The organism is Microbacterium sp. LEMMJ01 (assembly GCF_002114135.1).
Taxonomy (GTDB): Bacteria; Actinomycetota; Actinomycetes; order Actinomycetales; family Microbacteriaceae; genus Microbacterium.
Genome location: NZ_NCTV01000035.1, coordinates 34,126 through 50,814 on the forward strand (window position 1 = coordinate 34,126; position 16,689 = coordinate 50,814).

14 protein-coding genes are annotated in these 16,689 nt (G+C 69.7%); 13 read left to right on the forward strand and 1 reads right to left on the reverse strand.

The annotated features are described in order from the left end of the window. Window positions 1-2 precede the first annotated feature (2 nt). A complete protein-coding gene (locus B7W94_RS13490; RefSeq protein WP_085607096.1) occupies window positions 3-701 on the reverse strand; it encodes a glycosyltransferase family 2 protein in 699 nt (232 codons plus the stop codon). A gap of 57 nt (window positions 702-758) precedes the next feature. Between B7W94_RS13490 and B7W94_RS13495 the strand changes: the two genes are divergently transcribed. The 13 genes from B7W94_RS13495 to B7W94_RS13555 are packed head-to-tail and all read left to right on the forward strand — an operon-like array spanning window position 759 to window position 16,685. Next, on the forward strand, window positions 759-1,937 hold the full coding sequence (locus B7W94_RS13495) for a glycosyltransferase family 4 protein (RefSeq protein ID WP_085607098.1): 1,179 nt from the start codon (window positions 759-761) through the stop codon (window positions 1,935-1,937). 44 nt (window positions 1,938-1,981) lie between these two features. Continuing rightward, window positions 1,982-2,593 (forward strand): acyltransferase, encoded by a 612-nt coding sequence (locus B7W94_RS13500; RefSeq protein ID WP_240742946.1) that lies wholly within the window; start codon window positions 1,982-1,984, stop codon window positions 2,591-2,593. Then, window positions 2,590-3,687: a DegT/DnrJ/EryC1/StrS family aminotransferase gene (locus tag B7W94_RS13505; protein WP_085607102.1), complete on the forward strand. Its 1,098-nt coding sequence runs from the start codon at window positions 2,590-2,592 to the stop codon at window positions 3,685-3,687. Before B7W94_RS13500 ends, B7W94_RS13505 begins: the two co-directional genes overlap by 4 nt. Beyond that, window positions 3,687-4,682 carry a Gfo/Idh/MocA family protein gene (locus B7W94_RS13510; RefSeq protein ID WP_085607104.1) on the forward strand — a complete coding sequence of 332 codons (996 nt, stop codon included), beginning with the start codon at window positions 3,687-3,689 and terminating at the stop codon, window positions 4,680-4,682. The genes B7W94_RS13505 and B7W94_RS13510 overlap by 1 nt, the downstream gene beginning before the upstream one ends. 13 nt (window positions 4,683-4,695) lie before the next feature. After that, window positions 4,696-5,916: a glycosyltransferase family 1 protein gene (locus B7W94_RS13515; protein ID WP_085607106.1), complete on the forward strand. Its 1,221-nt coding sequence runs from the start codon at window positions 4,696-4,698 to the stop codon at window positions 5,914-5,916. A 24-nt stretch (window positions 5,917-5,940) separates the two neighbouring features. Next, a complete protein-coding gene (locus B7W94_RS13520; RefSeq protein WP_085607108.1) occupies window positions 5,941-7,725 on the forward strand; it encodes an ABC transporter ATP-binding protein in 1,785 nt (594 codons plus the stop codon). Further along, window positions 7,722-8,807 carry a glycosyltransferase gene (locus tag B7W94_RS13525; protein ID WP_172400123.1) on the forward strand — a complete coding sequence of 362 codons (1,086 nt, stop codon included), beginning with the start codon at window positions 7,722-7,724 and terminating at the stop codon, window positions 8,805-8,807. The genes B7W94_RS13520 and B7W94_RS13525 overlap by 4 nt, the downstream gene beginning before the upstream one ends. Beyond that, window positions 8,804-9,940 (forward strand): glycosyltransferase, encoded by a 1,137-nt coding sequence (locus B7W94_RS13530; RefSeq protein ID WP_085607112.1) that lies wholly within the window; start codon window positions 8,804-8,806, stop codon window positions 9,938-9,940. Before B7W94_RS13525 ends, B7W94_RS13530 begins: the two co-directional genes overlap by 4 nt. Continuing rightward, complete coding sequence (locus B7W94_RS13535; protein WP_085607114.1) at window positions 9,937-11,082, forward strand: glycosyltransferase; 1,146 nt, start codon at window positions 9,937-9,939, stop codon at window positions 11,080-11,082. The genes B7W94_RS13530 and B7W94_RS13535 overlap by 4 nt, the downstream gene beginning before the upstream one ends. Then, a complete protein-coding gene (locus tag B7W94_RS13540) occupies window positions 11,079-12,329 on the forward strand; it encodes a glycosyltransferase (protein WP_085607116.1) in 1,251 nt (416 codons plus the stop codon). Before B7W94_RS13535 ends, B7W94_RS13540 begins: the two co-directional genes overlap by 4 nt. 12 nt (window positions 12,330-12,341) lie before the next feature. Then, window positions 12,342-14,477 (forward strand): glycosyltransferase, encoded by a 2,136-nt coding sequence (locus B7W94_RS13545; protein WP_085607118.1) that lies wholly within the window; start codon window positions 12,342-12,344, stop codon window positions 14,475-14,477. A 34-nt stretch (window positions 14,478-14,511) separates the two neighbouring features. Continuing rightward, window positions 14,512-15,576 (forward strand): non-hydrolyzing UDP-N-acetylglucosamine 2-epimerase, encoded by a 1,065-nt coding sequence (gene wecB, locus B7W94_RS13550; protein WP_085607120.1) that lies wholly within the window; start codon window positions 14,512-14,514, stop codon window positions 15,574-15,576. Next, entirely contained in the window at window positions 15,573-16,685 is a 1,113-nt protein-coding gene (locus B7W94_RS13555) for an acyltransferase (protein WP_172400124.1), read from the forward strand. The genes wecB and B7W94_RS13555 overlap by 4 nt, the downstream gene beginning before the upstream one ends. Window positions 16,686-16,689: the final 4 nt, after the last annotated feature.

The window sequence follows — 16,689 nt, forward strand, 5'->3', positions numbered from 1 at the left end:
GATCAGCGCACCACCAGGTCGACGAGGATGTTCACGGAGTTGAGCACGCTCTGGCCCTTCGCCTTCGAGTAGTCGGTGTAGAGCAGCTCCACGGGGTATTCCTTCCACGGCAGACGGGTCCGCCCCAACTCGAGCACGATCTCGGTGGCGTGCGCCATGCGGTCCTGTTTGAGCTCGATGCCCTGGGCGGCATCCCGGCGGATCACGCGCAACCCGTTGTGGGCGTCGGTCAGCTTCAGGCTCGTGGTGAGGTTCGTGACCCACACCGCGGTCTTCAGGATGACCTTCTTCATCCATCCGGGGTTGGTCCGGTCGTCGAGGAAGCGGGAGCCGAACACGATGGCGACATCCTCGTCCCTGGCGAGCTGGAGCATGCCGAGGGCGTCCTCCACGCGATGCTGGCCGTCCGCGTCGAAGGTCACGATGTAGTCGCACTCGGCGTGTGCCAGAGCGAAGTCGATCCCCGTCTGCAGGGCAGCCCCCTGGCCGAGATTGACCGGGTGCTGCACGAGGTGCGCCCCCGCCGCGGCGGCTTCGGCCGCCGAGCCGTCGCTGGATCCGTCGTCGACGCAGACGATGTGCGTGAAGTGGGGCTTGAGCCCCTCGATCACGCCACCGATCACGCTGGCTTCGTTATAGAGGGGGATGACGACCCAGGCGCGGGGACCGGCGGGGGAGGGCGCGGGGACGCTCGAGGACATGGTTCTATTGTGTCAGGTGTCGATTCGGGCACCGGTCCACCGAGCAGCAGGGACAGGATGTCGAGGAGACGACGCGCCGTCATCGCGACACGGCTCTACACGCCGGAGGTGACCGCCGCCAGCTTCCGGATGGAGGCGCTCGCCCACGCGCTGGCCGCCGACACGGATGTCACCGTACTGAGCACGAAGCCGCCGCGGGACACGGTGATCGCCGATACCCCTGGTGTGGTCGTGCGTCGCGCGCCGGTGCTCAGAGACCGCAGCGGAGCCATCCGCGGGTACGTCCCGTACCTGTCGTTCGACGTGCCCCTCTTCTTCCGGCTCCTGGTCCGGCGGAGTGACGTGATCGTCGCCGAGGCGCCGCCGACCACCGGGTTCGCGGCCGCGATCGCGGCCTTCCTCACCCGACGCCCGTTGGTCTACTACCCGGGCGACGTGTGGACCGATGCGGTCGCCTCGATGGACGCCCCCGGCCCGGTGGTGGCGGTCATGAGGTTCGTCGAGCGCTTCGTCCTGCGCCGCGCGGCACGGTCGCTGGCGGTGTCCACGGAGGTCGCCGATCGCCTCGCCGCGATCGGCGGGCGACCGGATCGTGTCATGACGGTGGGCAACGGGATCGACACCGCGGTCTTCCGTCCCGACGTCGTCCCGCACGAAGCGGAGCGGCCCTACTTCGTCTACACCGGCACGATGTCGGAGTGGCAGCAGCCCGACGTCTTCATCCGTGCGCTCGCTCTGCTCCCGGACGAGGACGTCGAGCTCCGGTTCTTCGGGCAGGGGGCCGTGGAGGCAGAGCTGAAGGAGCTCGCTGCACGGCTCGCACCGGGACGGGTGCACTTCGGGGGACTCGTCGGCCCCGCCACCTCGGCCTCGTGGATCCGCGGAGCCGTCGGGGCCCTGGTGAGCATCGTCCCCGGCATCGGCTACGACTTCGCCCGACCGACCAAGACGTATGCCGCCGCCGCGGTCGGGACCCCCGTGCTCTTCACCGGCGCCGAGACCGGCGGCGAGGTCGTGCGTGCGGGCGGACTCGGCGAAGCCGTCGGATTCGACCCGGAGGAGGTGGCCGCGGCCATGCGGCGGCTGCTCGGCGAGTGGACATCGGGGGAGACCGAGCGCATCCGGGCGGATCGTGCCGCGTGGGCTGTGGGCAACGCCTCGCTCGCCACCGTCGGCGCCCGCGCCGCAGACGTCGTTCGCGGCGCGCGTCGAGGTTCGCGGAGCAACGCCAAGTAGAATCTCGTCAGTGCTGCCTCATCGCGCAGCGTGCAAGGAGCCCCGTGACTGAAACCTCCCGCGTGCGGATCGTCGATTCCGCCGATGTGTCCGCCGACGCCGTCATCGGCGACGGATCCTCCATCTGGCATCTCGCCCAGGTCCGCGAACAGGCCCGCCTCGGCGAGAACTGCATCGTGGGCCGCGGTGCGTACATCGGTACCGGTGTGGAGATGGGCGACAACTGCAAGGTGCAGAACTACGCCCTCGTCTACGAGCCCGCCAAGCTCGGTGACGGTGTCTTCATCGGCCCCGCCGTCGTGCTCACCAACGACACCTACCCCCGCGCCATCAATGCCGACGGCAGCCTCAAGAGCGCCCACGACTGGGAGCCGGTCGGGGTCACCATCGAACGCGGCGCGTCGATCGGCGCCCGCGCGACCTGCGTCGCCCCGGTGACGATCGGCGCCTGGGCGACGGTCGCGGCCGGCGCCGTGGTCGTCAAGGACGTCCCGGCGCATGCCCTCGTCGCCGGCGTCCCGGCCCGGCGCATCGGCTGGGTCGGCGAGGCGGGTGTCCCGCTCACCCGCGGCGACGACGAGAACACCTGGGTGTGCCCCGCGACCGGGGCGCGCTTCATCGAGACCGACGGAACACTGACCAAGGAGACCGTGTGAGCGAGTTCATTCCCCCCGCCAAGCCCCTCATCGGCGACGAAGAGCGCGAGGCGGTCGATCGCGTCCTCCGCAGCGGCATGGTCGCGCAGGGCCCGGAGGTCGCCGCCTTCGAGCAGGAGTTCTCCGCGCACTTCGTGCCCGGCCGCCCGTCCGTGGCGGTCAACTCGGGCACCGCGGGCCTGCATCTCGGTCTGCTCGCCGCCGGCGTCGGTCCGGGCGACGAGGTCATCGTGCCGTCCTTCACGTTCGCCGCGACCGGCAACTCGGTCGCGCTCACCGGGGGCACCCCGGTCTTCGTCGACATCGAGCCGAACACGTTCTCTCTGGACCCGGAGGCCGTCGCCGCCGCGATCACCCCGAAGACCAAGGGCATCCTCCCTGTGCACCTCTACGGGCACCCCGCTCGCATGCGCGAGCTCGAGGCCCTGGCCGCCGAGCGCGGCGTCGCCCTGTACGAGGACGCGGCGCAGGCGCACGGCGCGTCGCTCGACGGTCGTCCGGTCGGCTCCTTCGGCGAGTTCGCGATGTTCAGCCTCTACCCGACCAAGAACATGACCAGCGGTGAGGGCGGCATGGTCACCACGGCGACCGAAGAGATCGCCCGTCAGGTGAAGCTGCTGCGCAACCAGGGCATGGAGCGCCAGTACGAGAACGAGATCGTGGGCTTCAACGCCCGGATGACCGACATCCACGCCGCGATCGGTCGCGTGCAGCTGACCAAGGTGGACGGCTGGACGAAGACGCGTCAGCAGAACGCGGCCTTCCTCGACGCGAACCTGCAGGGCGTCGTGGTCCCGCCGGTCGCCGAGGGCGCTGTGCACGTCTACCACCAGTACACGATCCGCGTCCCCGAGGACCGTGACGGCTTCGTCGCCGCGCTGAAGAACGAGCACAACGTCGGCGCCGGCGTGTACTACCCGATCCCGAACCACCGCCTCCCGTCGCTGACGCACTTCGCCCCGGGCCTCGACCTGCCGGAGACGGAGCGCGCCGCGCGCGAGGTCGCCTCGCTGCCCGTGCACCCGTCGCTCAGCCAGGACGACCTCGAGCGCATCGTCGCCGCGGTTAACACCGTCGCGAAGGCGGGTGCCTGATGGCAGACCTGCGCGCGGGTCTCCTCGGCGTGGGGATGATGGGCCGCCACCACGCCCGCGTGCTGCGCGAGCTGGACGGCGTCGAGCTCGTCGCCATCGCCGACCCGGGCGGCGACCCGCACGGCGTGGCCGGTGACCTGGAGATCCTGCCGGACATCGACGCGCTCATCGACGCCGGCATCGATATCGCCGTGGTCGCCGTTCCCACACGATTCCACGAGGACGCGGCGCTCAAGCTCGCGGCCGCCGGCGTGCACACCCTCGTCGAGAAGCCGATCGCGCACACGGTCGACGCCGGTCAGCGCATGGTCGACGCCTTCGCCGCCGCCGGACTGGTCGGAGCGGTCGGCCACATCGAGCGCTTCAACCCGGCGGTGCAGGAGCTGCGCCGTCGGATCGAGGCGGGCGAGCTCGGCGCCGTGTACCAGGTGGTCACGCGCCGGCAGGGCCCCTTTCCTTCCCGCATCGCGGACGTCGGGGTGGCGAAGGACCTCGCCTCCCACGACGTCGACCTCACCGCCTGGGTCGTGCAGAGCGACTACGAGCGCGTGTTCGCCCAGACCGCCTTCAAGAGCGGTCGCGAGCACGAGGACATGATCACCATCACCGGCCGCACGGCGAACGGCGTGATCGTCAACAACATCGTCAACTGGCTGAGCCCGATGAAGGAGCGCGTCACCGTGGTCACGGGGGAGAAGGGCGCGTTCGTCGCCGACACCTCCACCGGGGATCTCACCTTCTACGCCAACGGCACGATCCCTCTCGAATGGGAGTCCGTGTCCTCCTTCCGCGGGGTCTCCGAAGGAGACGTCACGCGCTACGCGTTCGCCAAGCGCGAGCCGCTGCGCGTCGAGCATGAGGCCTTCCGCGACGCCGTGCTCGGGCAGCAGACCGACGTCGTCACGATGGAGCAGGGACTGCGGACGCTGGCCGTGGTGGAGGCGGCTCTCGAGTCGTCGCGGACCGGGAACGCGCTTCCGCTTCTGGACGCCTGACGCGAGGACGGCCATGAGCGCGTTGGCGGGGCTCAAGCGAGCCGTGACGGATTCGATCCCTGAGCCCCTCGCCGAGCGCGTGCTCCCCTGGAAGCGCGCGGCGTTCCGGTCGGCGGGGGTGACTTCGAGCGCGCCCGCGGAGACACGGCTGCTCATCGCACCGGTGAACTCCGCCGGTCAGGGGTTCGCCTGGGCTCGTGCGGCGGAGCGGCTGCCGGGCGTGAGCGCGGCCAACTTCATGTACCGCGGAGCCGACGATGTGTTCGCGTACCCCGCCGACCACTCGGTCCCCACGGCCTACTTCGTGCAGAACAGGCGATGGCAGGCCGCCCAGCGACGAGCCGTCGCCCGGGGCTTCACCCACGTGTTGGTGGAGTCAGGACGACAGGTGCTGGGCAGCGGGTCGACGCCCGCCGACGACGTCGCGTGGCTGCGCAGCCGAGGTCTCCAGGTGGCGCTGCTGTGGCATGGCAGTGACATCCGTCGACCGGATCACCATGCCCGCCGTGAGCCGGATTCTCCTTTCCGTGACGGACAGTACGGTGAGCAGTCGCGCCTGCAGGAGATCACCGAAGCCAATCATCGCCTGCAGCGGCGGCTCGGGATCCCCGCCTTCGTCTCGACGCCGGATCTGCTCACGGACCTGCCGGGGGCGACGTGGCTTCCGGTGGTGGTCGACGTGGACCCGTGGGCGGCGACGGCTCCGGCCGCACCGCTGCGGCGGGACCGACCGATCGTCGTGCATGCCCCGAGCCGGGCCGGGCTCAAGGGGACGGCGGCCGTCACGCCGACGTTGCAGCGTCTCCACGACGACGGGGTCATCGAGTACCGGGAAGTCACCGGGGTCCCCGCCTCCCGTATGCCGCAGGTCTACGGCGAGGCGGACATCGTGCTCGACCAGTTCTCGCTCGGCATCTACGGCGTCGCCGCCTGCGAGGCCCTCGCGAGCGGACGCGTCGTCATCAGCCATGTGGCGGAGGAGGTGCGCGAGCGGGTGCGCGCCGGAACCGGCCGCGAGCTCCCGATCCTCCAGTCCCGCGCGGCGGATCTGGAGGGCGTTCTGCGTGGCGTCCTCGCCGACCGGGATCGTGCGTCCGCGTTCGCCGCGGACGGCCCCGATTTCGTACGAGCCGTGCACTCCCGACGGCGTGCCGCCGAGGCCCTCGCCGGCTTCCTCGGCGAACGTGAAGGCGGGGGCGGGTCCCGCATGGAAGACTGGACCGATGCCCGCTGATCGTTACCCGGAGGACTCCGCGTCATGAAGCTCGTTGCGAAGACCTACCGGGACCTCGTGACCTACCTCCCCGGAGACGCCCGTTCCTACCTGCTGCGCTATGTCGTGGTGTCCTGTCTGCTGAGTGTCCTGGATATCGGCGCGATCATGCTCCTGGCGCTCAGCCTGACGCCGATGATCGCGCGGACCACGATCACGCTCCCCGTCATCGGCGAGATCGGGGAGGAGGACTACATCTGGCTGATCGGCGGTGTGGCCATCCTCATCCTCGTGAAGTCCGCGCTCGCGCTGCTCCAGCAGTGGTTCGCCACCCGTCGCTTCGCCGCGTTCGAGCTCGAGATCGGCCGACAGCTCTTCGACAGCTACATCAAGGCGCCGTGGACCTATCGGCTCGGCCGCAACACGGCGCAGATCGTGCGGATCGCGGATGTCGGCATCGCCAACACGATCAGCGGCTTCCTGCTGCCGATCGTGCAGCTCCCATCGCTGATCGTGAGCTTCGTCCTCATCCTCGCGATCATCGTCGTCGCCCAGCCGCTGACAGCGCTCATCACGGTGGTGTACCTCGGCGGCATCATGGCCCTGCTCTACTGGGTGGTGTCCGGCCGCTCGGTCCAGGCGGGGCGGGTCTCCCGCGACTACTCGTTCAAGGTCGCGACGCTGATGACCGAGATGATGCAGGCGCTGAAGGAGATCACGCTGCGGAACAAGACCGGCGAGGTCGCCGGCATCGTCCAGTACAACCGCTCCTTCAGCACGAGGGCGCGCGCGAACATGAACTTCCTTGGCTCGGTCCCCGGCTTCGTGCTGAACTCCGCTCTCGTCGGAGGGTTCGTGCTCGTCGGTGGCATCGGCTACGCGCTCGGGGGCATGCAGGAGGCACTGGCATCGGTGGCGCTCTTCGCGGTCGCGGGCTTCCGCCTCGTCCCCTCCCTCACCGGTTTCCAGTCGATCGTCACGACCACGACCGCGAACGTCCCGCACGTGCAGGCGGTCATCTTCGACATCCAGGTGTCGGAGAAGTACATCGAGGTGGCGGAACGACTGGGACAGAAGCCGATCGAGGGGGAGCCGCGGATGCTCACCCTGACCGACGTGTCCTTCGGATACCCCAAGCATGAGGACACCCCCGCCGTCCACGACATCAACCTCCGCATCCCGATCGGCAGCTCGCTCGCCCTCGTCGGGTCGTCGGGAGCCGGGAAGTCGACTCTGGTGGACATCCTGCTCGGCCTGCTCGTGCCGCAGAAGGGCGAGATCCGTCTGGACGACGAGGACCTCAACGACGTGCTCGCCGCCTGGCGCTCCCGCGTGGGCTATGTGCCGCAGGACGTCTCCCTCTTCGACGGCACGGTCGCGCAGAACGTGGCGCTGGACTGGGACGACAAGGACATCGACTTCGATCGCGTCCGCGCCTCGCTGGAGCGCGCGCAGCTCTGGGAGACCATCGAGGCCCGCGAGGGGGGCATGCGGGGGCGCATCGGAGAGCGTGGTCTGTCGCTCTCCGGCGGACAGCGCCAGCGCCTCGGCATCGCGCGGGCCCTGTACAGCGACCCGTTGATCCTCGTCCTCGACGAGGCGACCAGCGCGCTCGACACCAAGACCGAGTCGAAGGTCACCGAGGCCATCCGCAGTCTCAAGGGAGAGGTCACGATCGTCTCCGTCGCGCATCGGCTCTCCACGATCCGGGACAGCGACCTGGTCTGCTTCATGCAGGACGGGACGATCGCGGACCAGGGCACGTTCGACGAGCTCGTCGCCCGCGTGCCCAACTTCGCCGAGCAGGCGCAGCTGGCTGGACTGACGTGACGACGCCGTTCGTCGACGTCGTGATCGCCTGCCACGACGAGCGGCGACCGATCGAGCGCGCCGTCGCGTCGCTCGTCCAGGACGCCGACGTCCGCGACGTCGTCCGTGTCACGGTCGTGGCGCACGGGCTCGACCCGGCGATCCTGGAGCAACGCCTCGCGGGGATCGACGGCGACATCCGGGTCCTGCCCTTCCGGGACGGGATCCGGAGCGCCGCCGGACCGTTCAACCATGGCCTCGCCGCGGTCGAGGCCGAGTACTGCGGGGTCATGGGCTCAGACGACTTCCTCGAGCCCGGCACCATGTCGCGATGGATCCGTCACGTGCGCGCGGAGCGCCCGGACGCGGCCATCGCGCAGATCCGGCTGCAGGGCCAGACGCTCATGCCGAACCCTCTCGTGCGGCTCGGTCGCCGCCGACGCCTGGACGCCGCCCGCGATCGGCTCTTCTACCGCACAGCGCCCCTCGGCCTGTTCCGCACCGCTCGGATGCGCGAGCTCGGCCTCCGCATGCTCGAGGGCGTACGCGTGGGCGAGGACTTCGAGTTCGGCATCCGTCTCTGGGCCCAGGGGGGACGGATCGATCTGCTCCGCGGAGCGGGCGCCTACGTCATCGGGGAGGACGCGGCGGAGCGGACGACGCTCGGGGTCATGACCGTCTCGGAGCGGCTCGAGCCGATCGTGCGTCTGTTCGATGACGGGGTCTTCGCCGATCTCTCACCCCGTGCTCGCACGGCCCTGGCCGTCAAGCTCATCCGGATCACCGTCCTGGGCAACGTGCAAGCGCTGGCGGAAGAGCTGGACGACGAGGGTGTCATCGCTTTCGCAGCACTGCTCCGGCGTCTGCTCGACGTCGCTCCGCGCGCTCTGCTGCCGTTCAACCGCCAGGACCGACGCATCCTCGACGGGCTGCTCACCGACTCTCACGCGTTGAGGCTCCGCACCGACGTCGCCGCTTCCCGCGGTGCGGGCCGTCGCGATCGCTGGTTGACCCCGGATCTCGTACACAGCTTCGCGCGTGAGTCGACCCTCCGCCGATACGTCCTCTACTTCTGCACGCGCGAGCGAAGGAGCAGCCGATGACCGCCCGCCCAACCATGCTCATCATGTCGTACTCGCCCCTGACGGGTGACGCGAGGGTGCTCAAGCAGATCGCACGGTTCACCAAGGACTTCGACGTGACGACGCTGGGATACGGCGACGCCCCGGAGGGTGTGGTGGAGCACCTCTCGCTGCCGCGGGAGATCCGTTACAACGATCTCGACGGCAAGCTCATCACCCTCAAGCGCTACCGGAAGGCGTACTGGCGCTTGTCGGCGGTGCGCTGGTCTCGGGAAGCGCTGAAGCGACGGAAGTTCGACGTCATCATCGCGAACGATGTCGAGGCCGTCCCTGTCGCCGTCAAGCTGCGTCCCCGGTACGGCGTCCTCGCCGATCTGCACGAGTACTCGCCGCGGCTGCACGACGACAACGAGCTGTGGTTCCAGCGCATCACGCCGTGGTTCGACTGGGTGGTCCGCACCTACGTCACGAAGGCGGCGGCGTGGACCACCGTGAGCGAGGGGCTCGCAGCAGAGTACGAGCGGAACTTCGGCTTCCACGCCGAGTTGGTCAGCAATGCGACGCCCTATCACGATCTCCGCCCCGGCGCGGTGTCCTCGCCGATCCGGCTCGTGCACAGCGGGGCCGGCCTCACCAACCGCCAGCTCCATCTGATGGCGGAGGCCGTGGCCACGGCGGACGCGGACGTCACCCTCGACTTCTACCTGACGGCGAATCACCCCGCATATCTCGAGGAGCTGAAGGAGTATGCCACGACGACCGACCGCGTGCGCGTCCTCGATCCGGTGCCGTATGCGGAGCTCGTGACGACGCTGAACTCCTACGACGTGGGGGTCTTCCTCCTCCCGCCCCTGACCTTCAACTACCGGCACGCCCTGCCGAACAAGCTCTTCGACTTCGTGCAGGCACGGCTCGGGATCGTCGTCGGCCCCTCGCCGGAGATGGCCGGGTACGTGGAGAGATACGGCCTGGGCGCCGTGGCATCGGACTTCACCGTGGAGGCCCTGCGTGAGGCGATCGAGAAGCTCACGCCGGAGTCGGTGGCGGCGTTCAAGCAGCACGCGCACGACAGTGCCCGCGAGCTCGAGGGCGAACGTCAGGTCGAGAAGTGGGACCGCATCATCCACGGTCTCGTGGCGAAGGGGCGTCGATGAGCGCCCCCCGCCTGCTGATCATCTCGTTCTCGACGATCCGCGCGGATGCGCGACTGCTGAAGCAGATCGCTCGGCTGCGCCGGGACTTCGCCGTGCACACGGTCGGGTACGGCGACGCCCCCGATGGCGTCAGCGGTCACCTGCAGATCCCGGACGAGTTCCCCATCTGGCGCTATGACCGCCTCGCGGTGCTGCTGCGCCGTTACCGGCACGCGTACTGGTCCAACCCGGCGATCGCGGCGGCGCTGTCCGGCCTGGCCGGCACGCAGTGGGACCTCGTCCTCGCGAACGACGTGGACGCGGTCGGCCTGGCGCTCGCGCAGCAGTCCGTGCACGGCGTGCATGCCGACCTCCACGAGTACGCTCCCCGGCAGAAGGAGGACGTGCGCAGGTGGCGCCTGTTCGTCGCACCGTTCATCCGCTGGATGTGCCGGACCTTCGTGGTGCGTGCCGACTCGGTCACCACCGTCGGTCAGGGCATCGCGCAGGAATACGAGCGTCGATACGGGATCCACGCCGGAGTGGTCACGAACGCAGCCCCGTACGCCGATCTCGAGCCGACGCCGGTGGCAGCTCCGATCCGTCTGGTGCACTCGGGCGCCGCCCTGCGCGACCGGAACATCGTCGCCATCATCGATGCCGCCGAGGCGACCTCCGCCGACGTCCGGCTCTCCCTCTACCTCACTCCGAACGACCCGGGGTTCCTGGAGGAGGTGCGCGCGAGAGCCGAGGCGTCCGCGCGCGTCGAGCTGCACGATCCCGTGCCGTATGTCGAGCTCTCGCGGACGTTGAACGCCCACGACGTCGGCGTCCACCTTCTGCCGCCGGTGAACTTCAACAACACCTGGGCGCTCCCGAACAAGTTCTTCGACTACGTGCAGGCGCGTCTCGGCGTGATCATCGGCCCGTCGCCGGAGATGGCCAGAGTCCTGGAGGAGGGCGGTTTCGGCGCGGTCGCCGACGGCTTCGATGCCCCGGCGCTCACCCGACTCCTCGACGGGCTCGACGCGGAGCGGGTGCGCGCATGGAAACAGGCCTCGGCAGCCTCCGCCCGCGATCTGTCCGGTGAGGAGCAGGCCGAGCGGTGGGCCGATGCGCTGGCCGCGCTCCTGGCTGCTCCTTCGAAGCGGACACGGCGATGAGCCGACTGATCCTCTTCACGAACGACTATCCCTACCGTGCGGGGGATGTCGTCTTCGTGGAGAAGGAGATCGAGGCGCTCGCTGAGCGGTTCGAGGATGTCGTCGTGTTCTGCCATGCACGGGACACGACGGGCGGCATGGTCGCTCTTCCGCCCGGAGTGCGCTTCGGCGGGAACCTCTTCGAGCCTGCCCCGGAGGATGCGCCGCGGAAGCTCATCGAGGCCGGGCCCCTCGCCCTGCTGCTGCAGGCGACGTGGCGTGAGCTCTGGAGCGGCCGCCTGCTGCGCAACGCGCGACTCTTCGCCATGGGCGCGAAGGTGGGGATGACGCAGGCTCATCGCTCTGCCGTGCGCGAGGCCATCGCCGGTGACCGGGACACGGTGGCTTACGCCTTCTGGGCGATGGGCGGGGGACTGGCCCTCCCGTGGCTCCGCGGGGTGTCCGCGCGCGTCGTCCGGGTCCATCGCTATGACCTCTACGAGGAGCGGGCCATCGGTGGCTATCTGCCGTTCCGTCCCTTCCTCTTCGCTCGCGCCGATCGGGTGCTGGCCATCTCCGACGATGCCGCGCAGTACCTCGACGAACGCTATCCGCAGGTCGGCGGGAAGGTGCGCGTGAGCAGGCTCGGCGCATACGGGCCGGATCAGGCACCCCGACGGCAGCGCGACGCCGTGCGGACGATCGTGTCGTGCTCGGCGGTGAGCGAAGTGAAGCGCGTCGATCGCATCCGGGACGCTGTCCTCGCACTGCACGCCCTGGACCCCTCGCGGCCGGTACGCTGGGTGCACTTCGGGGAAGGGCCGCTGTTCCCGCAACTACGGGAAAGCGTCCTCTCCCTCCCGCCCGGCATCGAGGTCGATCTGCGTGGCCAGGTCCCGAACGCCACGGTCTCGGCCTTCTACGAGACGGGGGCCGCGGATGCCTTCGTGAACCTCTCGGCGTCCGAGGGCGTGCCCGTCAGCATCATGGAGGCGATCGCCTTCGACATCCCGGTCGTGGCGACCGCTGTCGGAGGGACCCCGGAGATCGTGGGGCCCGAACTGCGGACGGGGGAGCTGGTCGACGCCGACGCGCATCCGGACGTGGTCGCGACGGCGCTCGCCGCGGTGCTCGACGCCCCGTCGGGGACATACGCGCCTCGCGAGCGTTGGGAAGCGGAGTACGACGCGCGACGCACGGGTGCGCGTGCGGCGGAGTTGGTGAGTTCCCTCGCGGATGGGCGCGGGCGTCGGCGCGGGCGAGCCTGATAGCGTCTTCTCGTGAAGGTTCTGGTCGTGACGCCCTGGCTTCCCACTGCGGGCCGACCGGAGACCGGTATCTTCGTGCAGCGCGACATCGAGATGCTGCGCGAGGATCACGACGTGGAGGTCATCCACCTCTCGGCAGACGGTGAGCTGGCGACCGTGGGCTTCCCCGTCACGACGGTGCGGATGTCCACGACAGACCCACGGAGCATCCGGCGCGCCGGGGCGATCATCGTCGAGCGTGCCGCTCGTGTCGACCTCGTGCATTCCATGGCGGCATCGGCACTGCTTCCCTTCCTGGGGCACCGCGTGGAGCGTCCGTGGGTGCACACCGAACACTGGTCGGCCCTTCTCGCGCCGGACACCGCACCGCGGGCCGCCCGGGCGTCTCTGCCTCTGGTGCGCGCGGCGCTCCGCCGTCCGGATGTGGTGGTGGCCGTGGGCAACGATCTGGCGCGAGCGGTGCAACGGACACGACGCGGCCCCACCGTCGTCATCCCCAACGCCGTGCAGCGGCCGACCATCGTGCATCCCCGTCCCCGGAGCGGGGGACTGACCCTGGTCGGTGTCGGGGGCCTGATCGAGCGGAAAGGCCCCGATATCGCGGTGCGCATGGTCGCCGAGCTCCGCGAGCGCGGAGAGGACGCCCGGCTGCTGTGGGCCGGAGACGGCCCGATGCGCGAAGCGCTGCTCTCGCTCGCGGCGGAGCTCGGGATCGCCGACCACGTGGAGCTGCGGGGGAGGGTCGCTCCAGCCCAGGTGGAGGCTCTCCTCGCCGAGGCCGATGTGTTCGTCCTTCCCACCCGCATGGAGACTTTCGGCGTGGCGATCGCCGAGGCCCTCGTGGCGGGACGCCCCGTGGTGGTGTCCGCATCAGGAGAGCAGCGGTCGTTCGTCTCCGAACCGGACGGCGTGCTCGTCGACGCGTGGTCGCCCCGCGCGTACGCCGATGCCGTGCAGCGCGTGCAGGAGCTCAATCGTGACCGATCGGCGCCCGAGATCGCGGCCGCCGCATCCGCCCTGTTCGATCCTGAGGAGAGGCGCACGGCGACACAGGCGGCCTACCGCACCGCCATCGGTCGCGGGGTCGCTCCGCTGCCGCGGGACGTCGATGTCGTCATCGCTGTGCACGATCCTCGGCGGGACATCGCGCGCGCTGTCTCGTCGGTCCTGACCTCGCGCAGCGTACGTGCCGTCCACGTCGTGTGCCACAACATCGCGGAAGCCGCGATCCGCGAGGCCGCGGGGACCGCGGCACAGGATGACCGCGTGCGGTTCCTGGAGCTGCGGGACGACGTGCGCAGTCCTGCGGGGCCTTTCAACCTCGGTATCGCGGAAGCGGCCGGTGCCTACGTGGCAGTCATGGGGTCGGACGACGAGCTGACGACCGGCGCGATCGATGCGTGGCGCCGGACGGCGCAGAGGGACGACGCCGATGTCGTGATCGCGCCCCTGCGTCATGCCGCAGGGCGGCGGGTGCCCACCCCTCCGACGCTCCGCCAGCGGCGTCTCCGAGGCCGTCGCGACCGCCTCGCATACCGCACGGCCCCGCTCGGCCTCATCGCGACGTCGCGCTTCGGCGGGCTCCGCTTCACCGAGGGGCTGGCGACCGGTGAAGACCTCGACTTCGGTGTGCGTCTCTGGTTCTCGGCAGCCGGGATCAGTGTGCACCGGGGGTCCGGCGAGTATCTGATCCACGACGGCGAACAGCGGGTCACCTTCGCCGCCCGACCGCTGGGCGAAGAGCTTCAGGCGGTCCGGCTGCTCCTCGAAGGGTCCTTCGCCCCGTCACTGGGACGGCGGGATCGCGAGGCTCTCGCGGTCAAGCTCTGGCGGGTCACCGTCTTCGGCGCCATCCACTACCGGGCGGGCGCCTGGGTGCCGGGCGATCGCGAAGCCCTGCGTGAGATCATCGAGGCTCTGCGATCGTTCTCACCCGGAGCAGTGCACGTGCTCTCGACCGCGGATCGGGACCTCATCGTCGCCGCCGAGGAGCCGGGAACGCCCGACGGCATGCTGGACGAACTGTCCCGGCGCCGCCGGCGCTTCGTCTCGGTGAAGGCTCTCCTGCCGGCGCGGCCTGCGCTGTTGTGGGCCCGCGAGGCGCCGCTGCGTTTCAGCGCTGCCACGTGGTGGGTGGGGCGGCGCTGACCGCTCGCGCCCCGGTTCCGTAGACTTGCGTGTTGTGAAGATCGTCAGCGTCGTCGGCGCCCGTCCCCAGTTCGTCAAGCTCGCTCCCATCCACAAGGCGTTCGTGGCCGCAGGAGTGGACCACGTCATCGTGCACACGGGCCAGCACTACGACCCGATGCTCTCGGACGTCTTCTTCGAAGACCTCGGCATCGGCACCCCGGATGTCCACCTCGGTGTGGGCTCCGGTTCCCACGGTGTGCAGACCGGGGCGATGCTGGCGGCGCTGGATGCGGTCTTCGACGAGCACCGACCGGACTGGGTGCTCGTCTACGGCGACACCAACTCCACGGTCGCTGCGGCTCTCAGCGCTGTGAAGATGCACATCCGCGTCGCGCATCTCGAAGCGGGGCTTCGGAGCTTCAACCGGCGGATGCCGGAGGAGCACAATCGCGTTCTCACCGATCATGCGGCCGATCTCCTCCTCGCGCCGACGCAGGTCGCGATCGACCACCTCGCGGCAGAAGGGCTCGCGGAGCGCACGGTGCTCGTGGGGGACGTGATGACCGATGTCCTCTTCACGGTTCGCGACGAGGTCTCGTCGCGCCCGTCGCCGCTCGTGGAAGACCTCGGCCTTGCGGCAGGCGGCCATTACATCGCGACGATCCATCGCGCGGAGAACACGGACGACCCTGCACGCCTCGCCGAGGTCGTGGCGGGACTCGGCGCGCTGGACCGGCCGGTCGTGCTCCTCGCGCACCCCCGCGTGGTCGCCAAGGCCGAGGCACACGGGATCTCGCTCTCGCAGGGCGCCGTCGTCGTCCACCCGCCGCTGGCCTACCCGGAGCTCGTCGCCGCCATGCTCTCTAGCGCCGGGGTGGTGACCGATTCCGGCGGACTGCAGAAGGAGGCGTTCCTGCTGGGCGTACCGTGCACGACGGTCCGCACCGAGACGGAATGGGTCGAGACCGTCGAGCTCGGATGGAACGTCCTCGCGCAGGACGCGGAAGAGATCGCGAGGGGCGTCGGGCGTCCGCGCCCCGAACCCACCGATGCGGCACCGTACGGCGACGGCCGGGCTGCCGAGCGCGTCGTGCAGGTGCTCCAGGACTGGTCGTGACTCCCGAATCACGACAGCCTGAGACCGACGACGGTCTCGATCGCACGCCACGCGAAGGGTCTGGCCGGGTCTGGTCGCTCGATGCCCTGCGGATCGTCTCGGTCCTCGGTGTCGTGGCCATCCACGTGTTCGCGGGGATGGTGGCCAATCCCGAGGTGCGCGGTACACCCGGGTGGTGGGGCGCCGTGATCGCCGACATCGGCTTCGTCTGGGTGGTTCCCGTCTTCGTGATGATCTCCGGCGTGTTCGTGCTTTCCCCGCGGCAGCATGTCAAGGGCCCGGCGGCGTTCTATCGGAAGAGGCTCCCGCGGCTCCTCATGGCGCTGGTGTTCTGGTCCCTGCTCTACTTCCTCCTCATCCGGACCCTGTTCTCCCAGCTCCAGCCGACCCGTGCCGACGTCGCCCGGTTCATCCTGGACGGCCAGCCGTACACGCACCTGTACTTCCTGTGGCTCATTGTCGGCCTCTACGTCGTCGCGCCCGTCCTCGCGGCGTTCCTCAGCGGCGGCAGTGAGCGCCGGGCCCTCGTCTTCGCCGCCGTGACACTCGGTGCGACGGTGATCACCGGGATGTCGTCGACCGTGCTGACGGCGCTGGGGGACGAGAGCCCGCTGACGCTGCTCGCCCTCACGCAATGGCTGCCCTATGCCGGGTACTTCCTCGCGGGGTGGGCGCTGCGGCACGTCCGGCTGTCCGGCGGGCGTCTCGCCCTCGTGATCGGCGGCACGATCGTCGCGGTCATCGCGTCGATCATCCAGTACGGTTCGCGTCCGCACCTGCCGGTCCTGGATGCGGTCCTTCCTCTCAGCTACTTCGGCCCCATCGTCGCAGCGGCCTCGCTCGGCGTGTTCGTCTGCACCAACAGCGCGCTCGCCGGATGGCGGCCGGGCTCCCGGACACAGCGCGTGATCCGAGAGCTCTCCGATTGCGCGTTCGGCGTGTTCCTCCTGCACTTCGCGATCATGCTCCTCGTGCGTGCCGTGCCCCCGTTCGACGCGGCGGCCGGGTCCTTCCCGCTCTCGGTGCTCGAGTGGGGGATCGTCGTCGCGACGTCCTTCCTCGTCGTCTTCCTCATGCGGAGGGTCCCCGGGCTGCGACGCGTCGTCTGACGAC

Bases quoted from the DNA above. Each gene is read 5' to 3' on its own strand.
- B7W94_RS13490 (WP_085607096.1), bottom strand. From the start codon at position 701: ATGTCCTCGAGCGTCCCCGCGCCCTCCCCCGCCGGTCCCCGCGCCTGG.
- B7W94_RS13495 (WP_085607098.1), top strand. From the start codon at position 759: ATGTCGAGGAGACGACGCGCCGTCATCGCGACACGGCTCTACACGCCG.
- B7W94_RS13510 (WP_085607104.1), top strand. From the start codon at position 3,687: ATGGCAGACCTGCGCGCGGGTCTCCTCGGCGTGGGGATGATGGGCCGC.
- B7W94_RS13515 (WP_085607106.1), top strand. From the start codon at position 4,696: ATGAGCGCGTTGGCGGGGCTCAAGCGAGCCGTGACGGATTCGATCCCT.
- B7W94_RS13520 (WP_085607108.1), top strand. From the start codon at position 5,941: ATGAAGCTCGTTGCGAAGACCTACCGGGACCTCGTGACCTACCTCCCC.
- B7W94_RS13530 (WP_085607112.1), top strand. From the start codon at position 8,804: ATGACCGCCCGCCCAACCATGCTCATCATGTCGTACTCGCCCCTGACG.
- B7W94_RS13535 (WP_085607114.1), top strand. From the start codon at position 9,937: ATGAGCGCCCCCCGCCTGCTGATCATCTCGTTCTCGACGATCCGCGCG.
- B7W94_RS13540 (WP_085607116.1), top strand. From the start codon at position 11,079: ATGAGCCGACTGATCCTCTTCACGAACGACTATCCCTACCGTGCGGGG.